The organism is Acinetobacter sp. WCHAc060033 (assembly GCF_004209125.1).
GTDB classification, from domain to species: domain Bacteria; phylum Pseudomonadota; class Gammaproteobacteria; order Pseudomonadales; family Moraxellaceae; genus Acinetobacter; species Acinetobacter wuhouensis.
Window position 1 is genome coordinate 62292 of the sequence record NZ_SGSW01000005.1, and the last position, 19276, is coordinate 81567.

At 36.6% G+C, this 19276-nt stretch carries 16 protein-coding genes and 1 tRNA gene; 7 read left to right on the top strand and 10 right to left on the bottom strand.

Annotation, left to right across the window (positions count from 1 at the left end; genetic code table 11):
* The first annotated feature begins 9 nt into the window (after positions 1 to 9).
* The 5 genes from EXE10_RS03210 (at position 10) to EXE10_RS03230 (ending at position 7972) form a co-directional block, all read left to right on the top strand.
* Complete coding sequence (locus tag EXE10_RS03210; protein ID WP_130112334.1) at positions 10 to 720, top strand: 16S rRNA (uracil(1498)-N(3))-methyltransferase; 711 nt, start codon at positions 10 to 12, stop codon at positions 718 to 720.
* Between the two features lie 819 nt (positions 721 to 1539).
* The gene (locus EXE10_RS03215; RefSeq protein ID WP_228255449.1) at positions 1540 to 3726 is read left to right on the top strand and encodes an EAL and GGDEF domain-containing protein; all 2187 of its coding nucleotides are present in this window, start codon (positions 1540 to 1542) and stop codon (positions 3724 to 3726) included.
* A 140-nt stretch (positions 3727 to 3866) separates the two neighbouring features.
* Positions 3867 to 6137, top strand: a complete 2271-nt coding sequence (locus EXE10_RS03220; protein ID WP_087553526.1) for an NADP-dependent malic enzyme — start codon at positions 3867 to 3869, stop codon at positions 6135 to 6137.
* Between the two features lie 86 nt (positions 6138 to 6223).
* Complete coding sequence (locus EXE10_RS03225; RefSeq protein ID WP_087553525.1) at positions 6224 to 7465, top strand: multifunctional CCA addition/repair protein; 1242 nt, start codon at positions 6224 to 6226, stop codon at positions 7463 to 7465.
* A gap of 60 nt (positions 7466 to 7525) precedes the next feature.
* Positions 7526 to 7972 carry a GNAT family N-acetyltransferase gene (locus EXE10_RS03230; protein WP_130112336.1) on the top strand — a complete coding sequence of 149 codons (447 nt, stop codon included), beginning with the start codon at positions 7526 to 7528 and terminating at the stop codon, positions 7970 to 7972.
* 24 nt (positions 7973 to 7996) lie between these two features.
* On the opposite strand, the gene EXE10_RS03235 is transcribed toward EXE10_RS03230, so the two are convergent.
* From EXE10_RS03235 to EXE10_RS03280, 10 genes are all read right to left on the bottom strand, one after another.
* A complete protein-coding gene (locus EXE10_RS03235; protein WP_087553523.1) occupies positions 7997 to 8281 on the bottom strand; it encodes a hypothetical protein in 285 nt (94 codons plus the stop codon).
* Between the two features lie 30 nt (positions 8282 to 8311).
* Positions 8312 to 8384, bottom strand: a tRNA-Gln gene (locus EXE10_RS03240).
* A gap of 5 nt (positions 8385 to 8389) precedes the next feature.
* The gene (locus tag EXE10_RS03245; RefSeq protein ID WP_130112337.1) at positions 8390 to 9697 is read right to left on the bottom strand and encodes a hypothetical protein; all 1308 of its coding nucleotides are present in this window, start codon (positions 9695 to 9697) and stop codon (positions 8390 to 8392) included.
* Between the two features lie 123 nt (positions 9698 to 9820).
* Positions 9821 to 10291, bottom strand: coding sequence for a hypothetical protein (locus EXE10_RS03250; RefSeq protein ID WP_087553521.1), 471 nt, complete (start codon positions 10289 to 10291; stop codon positions 9821 to 9823).
* 71 nt (positions 10292 to 10362) lie between these two features.
* Positions 10363 to 11343, bottom strand: coding sequence for an EF-P lysine aminoacylase EpmA (epmA, locus tag EXE10_RS03255; protein WP_130112338.1), 981 nt, complete (start codon positions 11341 to 11343; stop codon positions 10363 to 10365).
* Positions 11340 to 12407, bottom strand: a complete 1068-nt coding sequence (locus tag EXE10_RS03260; RefSeq protein WP_130112339.1) for a 4-phosphoerythronate dehydrogenase — start codon at positions 12405 to 12407, stop codon at positions 11340 to 11342. The genes epmA and EXE10_RS03260 overlap by 4 nt, the downstream gene beginning before the upstream one ends.
* Before the next feature lie 137 nt (positions 12408 to 12544).
* Positions 12545 to 13465, bottom strand: coding sequence for a GGDEF domain-containing protein (locus EXE10_RS03265; protein WP_130112340.1), 921 nt, complete (start codon positions 13463 to 13465; stop codon positions 12545 to 12547).
* A gap of 24 nt (positions 13466 to 13489) precedes the next feature.
* Positions 13490 to 13783: a hypothetical protein gene (locus EXE10_RS03270; protein ID WP_130112341.1), complete on the bottom strand. Its 294-nt coding sequence runs from the start codon at positions 13781 to 13783 to the stop codon at positions 13490 to 13492.
* Positions 13784 to 14197: 414 nt separating this feature from the next.
* Positions 14198 to 15565 carry an MFS transporter gene (locus EXE10_RS03275; protein ID WP_130112342.1) on the bottom strand — a complete coding sequence of 456 codons (1368 nt, stop codon included), beginning with the start codon at positions 15563 to 15565 and terminating at the stop codon, positions 14198 to 14200.
* A gap of 429 nt (positions 15566 to 15994) precedes the next feature.
* Entirely contained in the window at positions 15995 to 16906 is a 912-nt protein-coding gene (locus EXE10_RS03280) for a LysR family transcriptional regulator (protein ID WP_087553517.1), read from the bottom strand.
* A gap of 355 nt (positions 16907 to 17261) precedes the next feature.
* Between EXE10_RS03280 and benA the strand changes: the two genes are divergently transcribed.
* Positions 17262 to 18659, top strand: coding sequence for a benzoate 1,2-dioxygenase large subunit (benA, locus tag EXE10_RS03285; protein ID WP_130112343.1), 1398 nt, complete (start codon positions 17262 to 17264; stop codon positions 18657 to 18659).
* Positions 18656 to 19156 (top strand): benzoate 1,2-dioxygenase small subunit, encoded by a 501-nt coding sequence (benB, locus tag EXE10_RS03290; RefSeq protein WP_130112344.1) that lies wholly within the window; start codon positions 18656 to 18658, stop codon positions 19154 to 19156. Before benA ends, benB begins: the two co-directional genes overlap by 4 nt.
* Positions 19157 to 19276 lie beyond the last annotated feature (120 nt).

The window sequence follows — 19276 nt, forward strand, 5'->3', positions numbered from 1 at the left end:
TAAGACTGAATGCCCCGTTTTTATATTGAAACTGATTTAGCTGTTGATACTACGGTTGAACTGACTGAAACAGTTTTCCATCACTGGGTCAAAGTCTTACGTGCACAAGTCGGTGAAAAAGCCACTTTGTTCAATGGACAAGGTGGTGAATATGCAGTGACTCTGGCAGATGTTACGAAAAAATCTGCTTCAGTACATGTTGACACCTTTAATCCTGACAACCGTACACCACACTTCACTGCGCTACTTGGGCAAGTGATGAGTAAAGGTGACCGTATGGATTATGCAATTCAGAAAGCAGTTGAACTTGGCGTTTCCAAAATTCAGCTGTTGACTTCTGAACGCTGTGAAATGCGTTTAAAATACGACCGTGATCAGAAGAAAATTGATCATTGGCAAGGGATCGCAATTGCAGCCTGTGAACAATGCGGAATGAATATTGTTCCTGAAATACTTGCACCACTCAGTCTTGGGCAATGGTTACAAACAGAATTACCTGTAACAAAACTGGTTCTTGCACCTGAAAAAGAACAGACTGATGTGCTCAAAGATGCAAGCCAAGATATTGTGCTATTGATTGGTCCAGAAGGTGGACTCAGTGAAGCTGAAATCAGTCAGGCGAATGATTACGGATTTAAAAACTGGTGCATCGGGAACCGTGTATTGAGAACTGAAACAGCTCCAGTTGTCGCATTATCCATTTTGAATTATTACAAATAAAAAAGTAAAACAAGTCACATATCACTATTGCAATCTGATACATTTCACGGTATTTTAGCTTTAAAACAGCCTATTGATTAATAAAACTAAAAAATAAATTATTATTTCAATGCTTTTCTTAAAATGACAAAGGTGTAATGATAAATGAATGATGTTCAGGAAGAGCTTCTTTCATATGGTGTCAACTCATCCAATATAAGAAAGATCGCAAAACAGCTTAGAATTTTTTTTCTATGGCTACTTTTTAGCTGTGTTTCTGATGTATTCATTTATTTTTGTCTATTTCATAAAACGTCGAGTGCATTAACGATTTGGTTGGCACTTTCAAGTTTTTTTATTTTGTCTTTTTTTATTTTTAATACTTACGTCACATATCAATATAAAATAAAAAAATTTAAACATATCAATACATTATTTCAGGTTTTTTGTTTAATTTTAGGTAGTCTACTGGGTTTAGGTATTTATATACTTAACTTAGAAATCTCGTTGATGCCAAATACAGTTGCTCCTTTTTACTCTTTTCTATTATCTGGATTTTTATTAAGTTTCCCATCCATGATGGCTATGAACTTTCTAAATCAAAGATTCAGCTACTTTTTAGCTTTTTATATCCCTGCTGTTACCCCAATTTTTAGTGTGCCGCTACTTTTTCCCACAAATACAAATGAGATCTACAGTACAATTTTTATTATATGGTTCTTACTTTTATTTTTTTGCGCCTATGTCTCACATAAAATTTATATTCGTGCAGAAAACCTAAACACTAAAAATAAATTTCTGTTTAAACAATCACAGGAACGACTTGAAGAATCACAATATTTGCAACAACAACTCAAATCAGAGATTTCAAAAACTCAAGCAATGAAAGATGAATTGCAAATGCATAATCATCTACTTGAACAAACTGTGAAAGAAAGAATTTATGATTTTAAGCAAATCAATGACCGTTTGGAGAATCATCAAGCCAATTTATCTTTTGCACATGAAACGGCTGGAATCCACTCATGGGTGTGGAATATTGAAAAGCGCACCTTTGAAATTGCCAACTCAAAAAGTGATGTAGAGTTTAGACAATTAAATCTAAAACCAAATAGTATCAATGACTATATTCATCCTGATGATATTGCGAACTATAAAACCTTACTCATCCAGCATCTCAAAGGAAAAAGTGGGCGTTTCGAAGCTATTTACCGTATTAAACATGATGATCAATGGTGTTGGGTTCAAGACATTGGTAAAGTCGTTTCTAAAAACTCAAAAAATAAGCCGCTAAGAATGGTTGGCATTCAACGTAACATTCAAAAAGAAAAAACAGATCAGGAAAAATTAAAACTTGCAGCGAATGTACTAGATCAAGTTGCGGAAGGTGTTTTTGTTTTAGATAATAACCTATGTTATTTAGAGGTTAATCCTTATTTCGAAAAACTCTTAAATTATAAAGAAGAAGAAGTTATTGGACGACATCTATTTGATATTACAATAAATAACAACCCGAAAATTCAACAAGAATATACCCTAATCACTCAAGAATTAATCCGCGATGGAGAATACGAGTCTGAAATACAGGTCGATTTCACTTCAGGTAAAAAAGTCATTCTGTGGGTTCATATCAATGCGATTTATGATGAAAAAAATAAAGTTGCCAATTATGTTGGCATTATTACTGATCTAACTGATCGTAAAAAACAAGAGCAACGGCTATCATACTTAGAACATTATGATATTCTGACCGATTTACCAAATCGTTTTTATTTCAAGCAACAACTCCACAATTATCTGACACATTATTCTGATTCATTTAAAAGCTTTGCTGTTTTACGAATCAATATCGACCGTTTTAAACTATTTAATGAGTTTACAAGTCACAAAGATGGAGATGAATTACTCAAACAAGTTGCCAATCGTTTAAGACTCAGTTGTACTCACGCGTCCTTAATTGCTTATCTGAATAATGATGATTTTGCAGTTATCTATAATCTAAGTAGCTGTAATATTGATATTCACCAACAAACTCAAAAACTATTAGAAGATTTTAAACAACTCTTCGAAATCAATGGACAAGAACAGATTATTACCATTTCTATTGGTGCCGCTATTTATCCAGAACATGGTCTACAGTTAGATAGCTTAAATGGGCATGCTGAATCCGCACTGAATGAAGCCAAGCGTTTAGGTGGAAATACTGTTTATTTCTATTCAAACAAGAAAACAGCCATTCATAATCAAGAAGTCAACTTAGAAAATGAATTGCGTAAAGCCATAAAAAACAAAGAGCTTGCAGTACATTATCAACCTAAAATTTGTATTCGAACCAATAGAATATACGGCTTTGAAGCATTAATTCGCTGGTTACACCCTATTCATGGTTATATTTCACCCGACATCTTTATTCCGCTTGCAGAAGAAACCAGTTTGATTTCAGACATTGGGCTTTTCGTACTGCATGAAACTTGTAAGCAAATTCAAGAATGGCAAGGCTTAGGTTTTGATCACTTTAGAGTTTCAATCAATATCGTTGCGCAACAAATTTATCGTGGTGAGTTAGTCGATGAAATTGATTATGCACTTCAAAAATATAATATTTCTGGGGACATGTTAGAGCTCGAACTGACAGAATCTACATTATTTGATAAATCAGAGGATGTAAATATTCTTCTACAGCAACTCAAAGAACGCCATATTTCTATTTCTTTGGATGATTTTGGTACAGGCTATTCATCACTCGCCTATTTAACCAGTTATCCTTTCGATATTCTCAAAATAGACAAAGCATTCATTTCAAAGATTGGGCAAGAGAAAGATGAAGCGATCGTAAATGCAATCATTGCAATGGGCAATGCGATCGGGATTACTCTTGTTGCAGAAGGTGTTGAAACTAGAGAACAAATGTTGTTCCTAGAAAAACACGGTTGCTATATTTTACAAGGCTTCTATTTCTCTAAAGCGCTGTCCTCTGCGGATAGCACGAAATATTTAGAACAACATAAACTTATCACTATTTGTTAGGATATTTAGATTTCAAAGCTATAACTTTGTTTGAAATAAGCACATTTTGACTGTCGATATTGCTCAACAAATGGTATATTCAAGAAAATTTAGCCAAAATCACCAGCGCCCGCTGGTACATTGTAACAAACGAGATGTAAATGGACGATCAATCACTAAAACAGCAAGCTCTGTATTATCATGAATTTCCAACTCCAGGAAAAATCAGCGTCACTCCTAGTAAGCAACTCGTTAACCAACATGATCTTGCACTTGCCTACTCCCCAGGTGTTGCTGCGCCATGTTTGGAAATCGAGAAAGACCCATCAAAAGCGGCTCTTTATACAGCACGTGGTAACTTGGTCGCTGTGGTCAGTAATGGTACTGCTGTTTTAGGTCTTGGAAATATTGGTCCTTTAGCTTCAAAACCTGTTATGGAAGGTAAAGGCGTATTATTTAAAAAGTTCGCTGGTGTCGATGTATTTGACATCGAAATTGCTGAAAATGATCCAGATAAAATTGTTGATATTGTTGCAGCATTAGAGCCTACTTTTGGCGGTATCAACTTAGAAGATATTAAAGCACCAGAATGTTTCTACATTGAACAAAAACTTCGTGAACGCATGAATATTCCTGTGTTTCACGATGACCAACACGGTACTTCAATTATTGTTGGTTCAGCGTTAATCAATGCTTTGCAATTGAATGGCAAAAAAATTGAAGAAATCAAAATCATCGCTTCAGGTGCAGGTGCTGCGGCCCTCTCTTGCTTAGATTTACTTTGTGCGATTGGTGCGAAGAAAGAAAATATCATCGTGGCTGACTCACGTGGCTTATTGACCACTAAACGTGAAGGTTTGGATGAGTCTAAAAAGCGTTATGTGCAAGACATCGAAGGTACTCAACTTGCAGACGTAATCGCAGGTGCGGACATGTTCTTGGGGCTTTCTGCGGCAGGTATTTTAACCAAAGAAATGGTTAAAGTGATGGCAGCTGATCCGATTATCTTTGCATTGGCAAATCCAGATCCAGAAATTTTACCTGAACATGCACATGAAGTTCGCCCTGATGTAATCATGGCAACAGGTCGTTCTGACTATCCAAACCAAGTGAATAATGCACTTTGCTTCCCATATATCTTCCGTGGTGCTTTGGACGTTGGTGCAACCACCATTAATGAAGAAATGAAGATTGCATGTGTACATGCGATTGCACGTATGGCACACGTTGAAGCAGACGCTGCATCTTATGGTGAAAAATCTGCATCTTTTGGTCGTGACTATTTAATTCCACGTCCGCTTGATCAACGTTTGATTCTTGAAATTGCCCCTGCTGTTGCACAAGCTGCAATGGATTCGGGTGTGGCAAGTCGTCCGATTACTGATTTCTCTGCATATCGTCAACGTCTTTCTGAGTTTGTTTATAACTCAGCATTGATGATGAAGCCTATTTTTGCCCAAGCGAAATCTGCTCCTAAGCGTATTGCATACGCTGAAGGTGAAGATTTGCGTGTACTTCGTGCAGTTCAAATTGCAGTTGATGAAGGTTTAGCGCATCCGATCCTTGTGGGTCGTACTGCTGTAATTGAAGCAAATATCAAAAAATTAGGCTTACGTCTTGAAAATGGTGTGAATATCACCATCGTTGATCAAGAAAATAATCCTGATTATGAAAAATTTGCTGAAGATTATCACAGCATTATGCAACGCAAAGGCGTAACACCTGAGTATGCTCAACGTGAATCACGTCGTCGTTCTACTTTGATTGCTGCAATGTTAGTTCGTCACGGTCTTGCTGATGGTATGTTATGTGGTACCTATTCAAGCTATGACATCCATTTGGATTTCGTTAGCAATGTAATCGGGCTAAAAGAAGGTCGTAATAACTTCTTTACCTTGAATGCATTGATGCTTGAAGATCGCAATTTATTTATTGCTGATACCTATATCAACCGTAACCCAACTGCTGAACAGTTGGCTGAAATGACTATTTTAGCGGCTGAAGAAGTACGTCGTTTCGGTATGACACCGCGTGTTGCATTATTGTCTCACTCAAGTTTTGGCTCAGATCAAACTGACCCTAGCGCTCAAAAAATGCGTAAAGTGTTTGAAATTTTGTCTGAAATTGCACCTGAACTTGAAGTTGAAGGTGAAATGCATGCGGATGCAGCATTGGATGAAAATATTCGTCATTTTGCATTCCCGAACTCACGTTTCAAAGGTTCTGCAAACTTGTTGATCATGCCAAACCTTGATGCGGCAAACATTTCATTCAACTTGTTAAAATCTACATCTGGCAATAATGTGACCATTGGTCCAATCTTGCTAGGTGCTTCTAAACCAGTTCATATTTTAACACCGACTGCAACAACTCGTCGTTTGGTGAATATGACTGCATTAACAGTTGCTGAAATTCAACAAGCTGAAAGTTAATACATGAATCTTTAGTAAACTAAAGATCTGTACTTGAGAAAACCTCTATTCTGTTGCATGATGGCATTAAGAATAGAGGTTTTTTCATGCAAGTTTATTTAGTAGGCGGTGCTGTCAGAGATCATTTACTCGGTCATCCCTATCACGAAAAAGATTATGTTGTTGTGGGTGCAACACCTGAACAACTTCTTGCCCAAGGTTATCAACCTGTGGGTAAAGACTTCCCTGTTTTTTTGCATCCTGAAACCAAAGATGAATATGCACTTGCCCGAACCGAACGTAAATCTGGGCATGGTTATCATGGCTTCGAGTTTTATACCGATCCTGCGGTGACCTTAGAAGAAGATTTAATTCGTCGTGATTTAACCATTAATGCAATTGCTATGGATGCCGATGGTCAAGTGTTTGATCCCTATCATGGTCAGGATGATTTAAATAATAAAATCCTGCGTCATGTATCTATTGCCTTTGCTGAAGATCCTTTACGTGTACTCCGTGTTGCCCGCTTTGCTGCACGTTATGCGCAATATGGGTTTTCGATTGCTGATGAAACTTTGGCATTGATGCGTCAATTGGCGGAATCTGGTGAATTAGAAGCACTCACACCTGAACGTGTTTGGAAAGAAACCTCACGTGCCTTGATGGAAGATCGTGCTGATGTTTATTTTGAAGTTTTACGTGAATGCGGTGCTTTAAAAGTTTTATTCCCAGAAATTGATGCGCTGTTTGGTATTCCGCAACGTCCTGAATATCATCCTGAAATTGACTGTGGTATTCATACTCTGATGTCTTTGCAACAAGCTTGTAAAGCTAATTATTCTTTGGATGTGCGTTTTGCTGTCTTAGTTCATGATTTGGGTAAAGCTTTGACGCCTGAAGCAGAATTACCGCGTCATATCATGCATGAAGAACGTGGAATTAAGCCTGTGACTGAAGTCTGTGATCGTTTAAAAGTTCCTACGTTAACCAAGCAACTTGCTTTGGCAGTGTGTAAAGAGCATTTGAAATGTCATCAAGCTTTTACTTTAAAAGCAGGTACTTTATGGCGTTTGTTACAGCGTTTGGATGTATTGCGTCGTCCTGAGCGTGTTGAAGCTTTTGTGCAGGCGTGTGAATGTGATGCGCGTGGTCGTTTGGGTTTAGAGGATCGTGATTATCCTCAAGCGCAATATGTATTGGATGCAATGAAAACCGTTCGTACGATTAAAGCTTCTGACCTACCGCCTGAAATTCAAGGTGCAGATATTGGTGAGATGTTGATTCAGAAAAGGATCGAAGCGATTGGTCATTTGAAGCATGAGTTAGGTCATCATACACATACAGCATAAATGAAACATCCTCTCAAAAATGGGAGGATTTTTTAGGATACAGAAAAGTGGGAATCTAGCATGAATTTTATTTTACGACCTATAAATTTAGAACAAGACATTGAAGATATTACCAACCTCACTAAACAATTGGGCTATCCAACCAATGCTGAAAATTTATATGACCGCTTCAAAATAATCTCATTTGATAAAAATTATCATACTTTAGCTGTTGAATTTGATCATCATATTATTGCTTATACTGGTTTCATCCGTCTAAAAAGTTGGGAGATTGATGGAGAATTCATCAAAATTCAAGTTTTTGTCGTTGATGAAAATTATCGTAGTCAAGGTATCGGTAGATTGTTATTAAATGCGGTTGAAAATTTTGCAAAAGAACATCAAATTTTTAGGATTCTATTGAATAGTTCAAATCGTCCTGAACGTGAAATTGCCCATAAATTTTATAAAGATTTGGGTTTCGAAGCGAAAAGTATTGGTTTTCATAAATGGGTTAAGTTTTTATAATAATCATAATAAAACCCAAACTCATTATTCAAAACTGAGTACTAAATTTGAATCCAATTCAGATAATTTTTTTAAATCATTTCCACTTATTTTATCTACATTTTCATGCCATACAACCCACAACTCGATAAATCCCGAGCCTGTAATTGTTGAATCATCATGAAGTGTTGCACGTGTCAATGCACCATCTTCTTCATCTTCACCTTCAAGCCAATCAACATATTCAACATAAGGAAAAATTTTTTGAGGTGTTAATATACAATATCCTTCGCCAATATTTTTTAGAATGACTTTTTCAATAATACTCATAATTTATTACACTTTATTAAAATATATGGTCGATAGGTGCAGGGCTCGAACCTGCGTCCATTCGGTCCCAGAGCCGAACGTTCTACCACTGAACTAACCTATCAAAATTTATAATTTACCTGAAAAATATTTATTCTTTTTTAGATAATACGCTAAAAACGGATTATCAACCTCAACACCATTTACAAGTTCAGGTGTAGGTTTGAATTTTACAATAGCATGAATTTTAGGTGCTATCCAACCTGATTTTTCAGGATCTAAGTTTGCCAATATGCACTGTTGCACTACATCTGCCTTTGTACATACAACTTTATTCTGAAAAATTTCCCATGGAAAAGGAAGGTTACGCCATACAAGTGTATTAGGATCGAGCTGCCCTCTTGAATTAAAATGCCAAGCAGCCGCATCCCCCGCCATTAACCTAAGTACTTTACCAAAGCAGATATCATCAAGTAATGCTTCCAACCCCATTGCATAAATAAGTTGCATCCATTGATCTCTAGCTTTATTCCATGCACCCGCCACATGGTTCCATGTTGATGAATCATTCCCACGTTTAACAATCATTGTTTGCCTATTAATTTGATTGTTATTCCAAAGTTCCTCCAAAAAATTTGCTATATTTTCAAGAATGTTTGTCCATCGTCCTAATAAAGCTCCCTTTTGAAGATCTGACAAATGCCCCAAAACCTCTTGAGTCATATAAATTTGTGCAATAGCCCACCAATTCGTACTTTCATTATGCTTACAACGATTGAATAACATGTCACAAATTTCATCAAATGGGCGTTCTTGAGATTGATTTGTAAATACACTACGTAAATTACTCCGTGCATTAAAATACGCAATAAAACAGGCACTACTTAGGTCACTTGTAAAGTTGTCATATACGATATGGTGAGCTAAGCCATGCTTTGCAATTTTTTCGAACTCATTCTTCTCAAGTTCCTTTTGCACAGTCTTTTGCTTTTTTTCCAAACGCTTTGCTAGTCGCCATCTTTTATTATACTGCCGTTTGGACAACTGCAAATTTAGTAAATTACGCTCACTCTTATTCAGACGATCATGTACAAAATCATTCTTGCCTATTCGTTTTAATGAGGTATTTTCAATTTTTATTAAAACTTTTTGAATATCTTTGACATTACTATCATCTAAGTCTTGAAATTTTGAAAACTGAAATAATTCATTTACTTTCAAAATTTGTTTTTTTGCTCCAACGACATCTCTAAAATTTTGAGACATAGACGAATAAGAAATATTTCTACGAGAAAGTGCACCCTGAGCTGCTTTTTCTAAAATGATTTTTTCTTTACTACTTAATTGATCAGAAATAAGCTTTCGTATCAATTCTGCAACATCTTCAGGACGCATTCTCTTATCTAAAGAATAATATAACTCATCTACAAAATTCATTTTTATCCTTGTTCTACGAGTTTTATTCTGATAATAAAATCATATCTTGCCTAAAAATTTAAGCAAGATTTATCAAGATCACGATTTATCCGTGGTAAAACCCACTACCTTTTCTACTTCACCTTAAATAACTTCAAAATGTTCTGCTATCCAAGCTTGCGCTAATTCATCAGACTCAAATTTTTTAATCGTGACCTGATCTGAGTCAATATACACAATTTCAAAATACTGCAAAATATAGTTTTCATAGATTGAGTTGATATGCGAAATCTTATCAATATCTAGAGAGGTATGAATTTCTGTATTAATCAATTCTGACTTTTCAAAAACATATAACTCTTCATTTTCACAATTAAAAGTATTTCCAATCTTTTTGAAATTTTGAAATACTTGTAAAAAATTTTTCATCCATTCCTGAACTTCGTATGTATCAATATTTTTGATACTTTCAAGATTGCCAAATGTTTTTGCTGATTTAATAGCAGTAAATACAAAAAAAGACCCTACATTTGAAACTCTTACAGTAAAAATATCAAATAAGTATATTGGATTCAGATAATTCCCATCATCATCTTTGATAAAGTAAGGTTTCATTTTTCTCATTGCCTTTAATTATTTTATTAAAAATCATGCCCAATATCATCAATCAGGCATGTTCTAAGCCCTCATGACACATCTGCCGTAAAACTCACCACCTTTTCCAACTTCATTTGGTTGGTCACAACCATCAACAAACGATCAATTCCCAAAGCAATCCCTGAACATTCAGGCATATTTGGTAATGCGGCAAGCAAATACTCATCTATCGGCATCACATGTAAGCCCAACTTTTCACGCTCAGCATTATCCGCTTCAAAACGACCACGCAATACATTTGCATCAATCAGTTCATCATAAGCATTGGCAAGTTCCAAACCTTCGATGTACAACTCAAAACGTGCCGCAACCAATTCCCCATCTTCATCAATGCGTGTTTTGGCAAGTGACGCCATTTCAGGTGGAAAATCGGTTAAAAATACAGGTGTATCAAAACCCAAACTTGGCTCAACCATATGTGAAAATAAAAGGTCGATATAGCCTAAACGGTCATCGCCCAAATCCAAATTTAAACCCACACGGCGACAAGCATCTTTTAACTCTTTTAAAGTCGCTTGCAATGGATTTAAATCCAAACGATCCATAAATGCATGTTTATAGCTGTAAATGGTTGGACGAACTTCACCAAAACGCTCAGCCAAAACCACATTGAGTAAATCGGTCACTTCCAACATTAAATCTTTCAGTGAAAACTCAGGGCGATACCACTCCAACATGGTAAATTCACTATTATGTTTACGCCCATGCTCATCATCACGAAAGACTTTGCAGATTTGATAAATTGCCCCACTGCCACTCGCAAGCAAACGCTTCATGGCAAATTCAGGTGAAGTCTGTAAATAATGGATTTGTTTTTTGCCTTGTACATGACGCTGTGCCTGCACAGAAGCCAAATGCACATCGGTCACGCCCGCTTGAGAAAGTACAGGTGTTTCTACTTCCAACACATCACGCTCCGCAAAAAACTGACGAAGCTGTGCATACATTTTGGCACGAGCTTTTAAGGCTTTTAGATCACAGGTCGGCTGAAATTTTACAGATTCACTCATGCTTTTGGCCCACCATGTGCAGCCCATTCACGGCGCAAAGGATAAGTTTTACGGAGATAATCAAAAGCTTTTTGATCAACCTTTCCGTCTTTTAAACATGCTCGTAGATTTTGGTCATCACGTGAAATATTATAAATATCAGACAAATGATGCTTCAAAGTTTGTTTAATGCTATTACCATAGAAAAATTGGGCACATGCTGGAAGTTGCGACTCAAACTTTTTATGCGCAGGATAATCAAAGGTTTTACAAAAGGCGTCGTAAATCATTTGCGTACCACGTGCCTTCCCTTCCAAACTATAACCTGCAATATGTGGTGTAACTAATGTAATTAAATCGAGTAATTGTTGTGAGATTTCAGGCTCATGCTCAAATACATCTAAGACCACTTTACGTTGTGTATTTAAAATGTCCTGAATTAGCGCCACTTCTTCAACCACAGCTCCACGTGCTGAATTAATCAAAATTGTTTCAGGCTTCACCATTGCCAAAGTTTCTGCATTGATCAAATGATAAGTTGGATACTCACCTGATTTCGTTAATGGCACATGTGTCGTAATTGCATCTGAATCTTTTAATAATTGTTCTAATTCTACTTGTTGAATATTTTCATGCTGTACAAATGGATCATAACCGATGACATTCCAACCCAAAAGTTGCGCCATATAAGCTAAACGTGAACCAACATTTCCAAGACCGATAATCCCTAAAGTGAATTGTTTCCCTTGATCTAAAAACTCAGGATCTATGTGTAATAAAGCTGTGATGACGTACTCTGCAACAGCCTGAGCATTACATCCGGCTGCATTTGACCAAGCAATTTGCTGTGCTTCTATTGCTGATATTTCCAGATGGTCAGTACCAATCGTGGCACTGCCCACAAATTTAAGTTGTGTATTTTGAATAAGTTGAGGATTTACTTTTGTGACTGATCGTATCAATAATGCTTCAGCATCTCGAACATCATCATGACTTAAACTACGCCCTGCTTTTTGCTGAATCTCACCAAATTCTGCAAAAAAATAATCGGTAAATGCTAGATTTTCATCTGCAACAATTTTCATAGTGTAGTCCAAGGTATTGATGCAACTATGATACCGCGTTGTAGTTTTGAAAACTATGAAGAAGCGATGTTCTTCTAAAATCGATGCTGTAATTGCTCTGATTTTCTACGAATAAAAGTGTTGAATATCATATCCAATTAAATTTCTAAGTAGGTCAAACGATCTCGACCTAAACGCTTTGATTCATACAAAGCATTATCCGCGACATTTAAAATCTCATCATACGCCATCTGTTTATTTTTATATAAGGTCATACCAATACTTAATGTTAAGTATGCAGAAATTTCTGATTTCTCATGAACTATTTTTTGGTCTCGTATGTCTTGTAAAATGTTTTCAGCAATCTGTTTTGATTCTTGTAAATTCGTATTCACCAAAACAATGACAAACTCTTCTCCTCCATAACGAATCGCCAAATCATCTTCTGAAATATGTCTTTTTAAGGTTTGAGCAACACGTACTAAAGCCAAATCCCCCTGTTGATGCCCATAGACATCATTAAACATTTTAAAAAAATCTACATCAATAAATAGTACAGCTAAACTACTCTGAGATTGCTGTGTCCATTGAATCATTTCTTCCATTTGATACTTAAAACTACGCCGATTTCCCAATAATGTTAAAGTATCTTGTTGACTAATCGTGGTTAGATGTTTATTTAAAATTTCATACAATTTTTTATCTAGTTCAATAATTCGTGACTGTAAAAAGCGTACTCGTTCTGTTGAGACCGTTAAAATAGCAAGCCCTAAGCCCACTAAATTTCCCAAGATCATGACATTAAATAATACCCATGGCGGGACATGCTTAGCAGTCAATCCCAAAACAATACATGTCAAAACCGCGGCAATAATCCCTGCAACAAAAGTATGTAATGGTCTTAGCCCAGAACACATATAAGCAAACATCAACGCGAAAATGATAATCAGCGTACCACGCCATGTCATAGCCAGTGATTGCGTTAAAAATAAAACACTTTGAACGATAGTTAAACTGATACAAATGACGGTACTCACGATAGCACTATAATTATTTTTCCAGATCGGATGCTTCGCCATGATATAAATGCACAACAAAGCCACCTATCCTGTTGTATATGAAATCAAGGTCATGAATACATCATGATTTCTAAATTGTGCTTCAGTGGTAAAATAATTGATCGGTAAACTAATGATTTCAAAAATCAAATAAAAAATACTGGCTGGAATGAATGCACTAATAATCAACTTACAAATTCGTGCTTGTCGATCATTCCAGAACTTTTCTTCTAATTCTTCTGAAAATTGTGATGCGATTTGTTTTTTTTGATGACCCAATAAAGTTTCAAATTCATGTCGCTCTTTCTGAATATCTTCAACTTCATTTTCTAAGGTCATATTCTTCGCTATTGAAAGTTTAATGATGTGCGAAAAATTATTATAGACAATTCGTTTTAATTTAAAACAATTTTATAAAATATATATTTGAATAATAATGTTTATATTTAATATTAACTAAACATAATATTAAGTTGTTATTTAAAGTAAATGGCACACTCGACTAGATTTTCTAAGTTATTCAATCACTCATAGAAACATTTTCAATCAGAGTCTTGTACCGTAAATAACTCATACTTTGAAATTTTGTGATACGTTTCTGTGTATCAACTTTTCAGAAAAACCTAATTATTGAATTAATATTACTGCAGAACATCAATTCAATAATATTCTATTTTATAATTTTGGGGGCAAATCATACTTCAAATCAATATCATTCAGACCGCCAAATTCACACTGTTTTTTAATGGCTAATCAAGACAACTCACTCACTGTTCTTTTTGAGTAATCTATGCTTTCAATTGTCTGCTTTTCGACTGAAGCTTTTAAATTCACCAAGAAAATTGCGAGTGCTGCGATAAAACCAGGAATTGCAATCACTAAAAAATTCATTTGATGTGGTAATTGTAAAGTCAATAAAGCACCAGTTAGGACAGGTCCAACGATTGCACCGATACGACCAATGCCAGAAGCCCACCCCATACCTGTTGAGCGTACTGCTGCTGGATAAAATTGTGCGACAAAAGTGTAAAGTAGTATTTGTGATCCAATCGTTGCAGCCCCTGCAATCGCAATCAGGCTATACAATAAAATTTGGTGGCTCTTAAATCCGAGTAAAATTAACGCCACAGCACCCACACTAAACATAATGGTTAATACAGGTTTTAAATGGAAACGGTCGGCCAAAACACCACCACCAATCGCACCAACCATGCCACCAATATTTAAAGCGAAAAGGAAAAGCATACTCGCGCCGAGTGAATAGCCTGCTTGGATCATTAGTTTCGGTAACCAACTTCCAAGCGCATAAACCATTAACAAACACATGAAGAATGCCACCCAAAACATCATGGTGCTAAAAGTGCGACCTTGTTGAAATAAAGCTTTGAGCGGTGCTTCATTTTCACGACTTGCTTCATTTAAACTAAATTCAGTACTTGTTGTTATAATCTGCTGTGGTGAAATTTTTTGCACGATTTCAGCGACTTTATCTCTTTCACCCTTTTGGGTTAAAAACATCAATGATTCAGGTAAAAATTTCCAAATCAAAGGTAAGCAAATCATTGGAATAGCGGCAATATAGAACATGATCTTCCAACCATAATCCGCAACCAACCATGCACCTAATAATGCAGAAGTCATGCCCCCTATCGCATAACCGCTAAACATCACCGCAACCAAAGTGCTACGTATTTTTTTCGGTGCATATTCAGTCATTAAGGCAACGACATTCGGCATCACACCACCAATTCCAAGCCCTGCGAGAAAACGTAAAATTCCAAACTCAATTGGTGTAGAAGCAAATGCACCCAGAAAAGTAAAACCGCTGAAAATAGCGACACAAATCATAATGGTCTTTTTACGCCCCAATTTATCTGACAGCGTCCCAAAACTCATTGCACCAAACATCATGCCAAATAGTCCTGTACTGGCTAGCAATCCCGCTTGAACTGCTGTTAATCCCCATTCTTGCATGAGTAATGGCAAAGCGACTCCATAAATCACCAAATCATAACCATCAAAAATAATGATCATTAAACACCACAACAAAACACTCCAATGAAATGGTGTAAATTTAGCGTCATCCACGATGCTATTTATATTTAATTTATTCGTTTGCATAATCAGCCTCCTGCTGAGAAACGTGATAAAAATTTCCCAAACAATGGATGAAGCCCTTTTTTTTGTCCAAAACCGATTACATATAAATCCATACCTTAAAGGTCGGTTTATTAAAATTAATCGAATAAACAATGTCTTAAAACTTATTTATACATAATGTTGGCGGATATTTTTCTTTAAGTTTTTTTAAAATGATTCTGGAAAAGAGCTTTAATCGTGTTTTTATTTAAAAAAAGAACAGAAGTTTCTAATTTTCAATACATTACTTTTCACATTAATTTTATTTATCTAACACCAATATAATGCTAAATCATCATTATCAATATCACTTTTAAGTCATGATATTTAATCATAGAATTAAATCAATCAACGATTAAATATCTCTCATTTCAATATTGATTAGCAAAATTTTGACTTACGCACCCATCTTCAAATACTCGCTCGATCATATTGAAAGCCTTCCAAATCGTAGACTTGGTAAATGCAATCAAATAAAGAATGAATATCCTCGCTTTCATCCATGCAACGAATCGCCATAAAAATAGGACTTTTCGCAGAACTATCTAATAGTGGTATATATTTCAAATTTGGCAATTGAATGGTTTTTGCACTTTCAGGAACGATACACATGCCTTCACCTGCGGCAACTAGTCCCAAAGCCAATTGAATTTCACGAACTTCTTTTAAGTTTTTAGGGTCTAAACCATGTTCAGAAAATAAATTGCGAACTTGAGTAGAAAAGTTCGGCTTAGGATGACTCGGATAGAGAAATAAATTTTCATCCTCGATATCGGCAAAATATGTACCTTTTGAATCTGCTAAAGAGTGGCTGGTATGCACTGCCAACATCAGTGGTTCTTCTCTGAGCAATACTCGACGTACCGCAGGATCTGAAATTTTTAAGCGTCCAAATCCAACATCAATCCGTCCTTCTTTCAGTGCTTGAATTTGATCTTTCGTGCTCATTTCCACCAATTCAATTTTGAGGCGTGGTTGTTGCTGACGAAACATATAAACAATTTTGGGCAATAATCCATACAACAAAGACCCGACAAAGCCCATGGTCACCGTCTTTTCAATCAGTCCAATGCGCTTGGTCATAGTTTTGACCTCTTCCGCATTAGACAAAAGTTTAACTGCATGCTGATAGAAAAATTGCCCAGCTTCAGTGGTTTTTAGCGGGCGGCTTCCTCTCTCAAATAATGAGATTCCAAGCTCACTTTCAAGGTTTTGAATCTGTCGACTGAGTGGTGGTTGCGCGATAAAAAGTTTTTCAGCAGCTTTAGTAAAACTTTGCTCTTCCACAACAGCAACAAAATAGCGTAAATGCCTGAGTTCCATCTCAACACCATACCTTTAAGATATAAAAAAATGCAAATTTGATCTTAGACAGCGACCATCCATTCTTTTAAGGTATATCAAACACAAGATGTAAATCAAGTTTGTTCGTAGTCGATTGCTCCAGTCTGAGAATTAACGCTGAAATATGACTCAACTAAGTAGCATTCGAAACTGAAAACCTTATGTCTTTTAAACAGGGATGCGTTATTTGCTCGCTACACATCATCCGCTAGCAAAATAACGATACTCACAGAATTTAAGTCGTGAAAGCATTTAACAAAACTCAAAGCGTTGTCAATTCATCGTTCAAAAAATCCTTTGAATTGCCCACCACATGGATAGTCGGAGAACGGACATGCCTCGTATTCCAGTGATAAACACCAGTCACCTTGATCGTATAGATGAATTACTTGTCGATAATTTTGAAACAGGTGAATTTAAATTACATCGTTCAGTATTTACAGATCAAAGTCTGTTTGACCTTGAAATGAAATATATTTTCGAAGGCAATTGGGTGTATTTGGCACATGAAAGCCAAATCCCAAATAACAACGATTACTACACCACTTATATGGGTCGCCAACCGATTCTGATTGCGCGTAATCGCAATGGTGAACTGAATGCCATGATCAATGCATGTTCACATCGTGGTGCGCAGCTTTGTCGTCATAAACGTGGCAATAAAGCAACCTATACTTGCCCTTTCCACGGCTGGACCTTTAACAACTCGGGTAAATTATTGAAAGTAAAAGACCCTGCTGATGCAGGTTATTCAGATTGTTTCAATAAAGATGGTTCACACGATCTTAAAAAAGTGGCTCGTTTTGAAAACTATAAAGGTTTCTTATTCGGTAGCTTAAATCCAGATGTACCAAGTCTAGAAGAATTCCTTGGTGAAACAACCAAAGTGATTGACATGATTGTTGATCAATCTGAACAAGGTCTAGAAGTTTTACGTGGTGCATCGACCTATACCTTTGAAGGCAACTGGAAACTGACGGCTGAAAATGGTGCAGATGGTTATCACGTTTCAGCAGTACATTGGAACTATGCAGCAACCACGCAACAGCGTAAAGAAAAAGAAGCCGGTGACAATGTTCGTGCAATGAGTGCTGGTTCTTGGGGCAAACAAGGTGGTGGTTCTTACGGTTTTGACAATGGTCATATGTTGTTATGGACTCAATGGGGCAATCCTGAAGACCGTCCTAACTTTGCCAAAGCGGATGAATATACAGAAAAATTCGGTGCGCCAATGTCGAAGTGGATGATCGAACGTTCACGTAACCTTTGCTTATATCCAAATGTATATTTAATGGATCAATTCGGTTCACAAATTCGTGTGGTTCGCCCGATTTCTGTCAACAAATCTGAAGTCACAATTTACTGTATCGCGCCAGTTGGCGAAGTACCTGAAGCACGTGCACGTCGTATCCGCCAATATGAAGATTTCTTCAATGCTTCAGGCATGGCAATACCAGATGATTTAGAAGAATTCCGCGCATGCCAAGCGGGCTATGCAGGCATCGAATTGGAATGGAACGACATGTGTCGTGGTTCTAAACATTGGATTCAAGGACCTGATGATGCAGCCAATGAAATTGGTTTAAAACCTGCAATTAGTTGTATCAAAACGGAAGATGAAGGGCTTTATTTGGCACAGCATCAGTATTGGTTAAAAACCATGAAACATGCAATTTCTGCTGAAAAAGAACTGGCTGAATTAGAAGCGACAACACAAGGAGAAGTGGCATGAGTACACAAGATAAAACTTCTTTGGAGAATATCTGTCAATTTCTCTATCGTGAAGCTCGCTTTTTAGATGATGAACAATGGGATGATTGGTTGGCTTGTTATGCACCAAGCGCGTCATTTTGGATGCCTGCTTGGGATGATGATGACAAATTAACAGAAGACCCACAGTCTGAAATTTCACTCATCTATTATCCAGATCGCCAAGGGCTTGAAGACCGTGTGTTCCGTATCAAAACTGAACGCTCATCTGCAACCATGCCTGATACACGAACTTCACACAACATTGCCAATGTAGAAGTGATTGAACGTGATGGTGATAAAGTGACGGTACGCTTCAATTGGAACACGCTCAGTTTCCGATATAAAAATTCGTACAGCTACTTTGGTACCTCGAAATACGAAATTGATTTTTTAGGTGAACAACCAAAAATCCTCAGTAAATATGTCGTACTGAAAAATGACTACATCAATCAAGTGATTGATATTTACCACCTCTAGAATTCGATTCTTCTCAAAAGTCGATTCAAAAACCACCTCTAAGACTGGGTTGATCAACTCAGCAAGGTCGCCGTTCAGCCATATGGAAATTTGACTGGGCGGCAGAAGATTTAGATACAT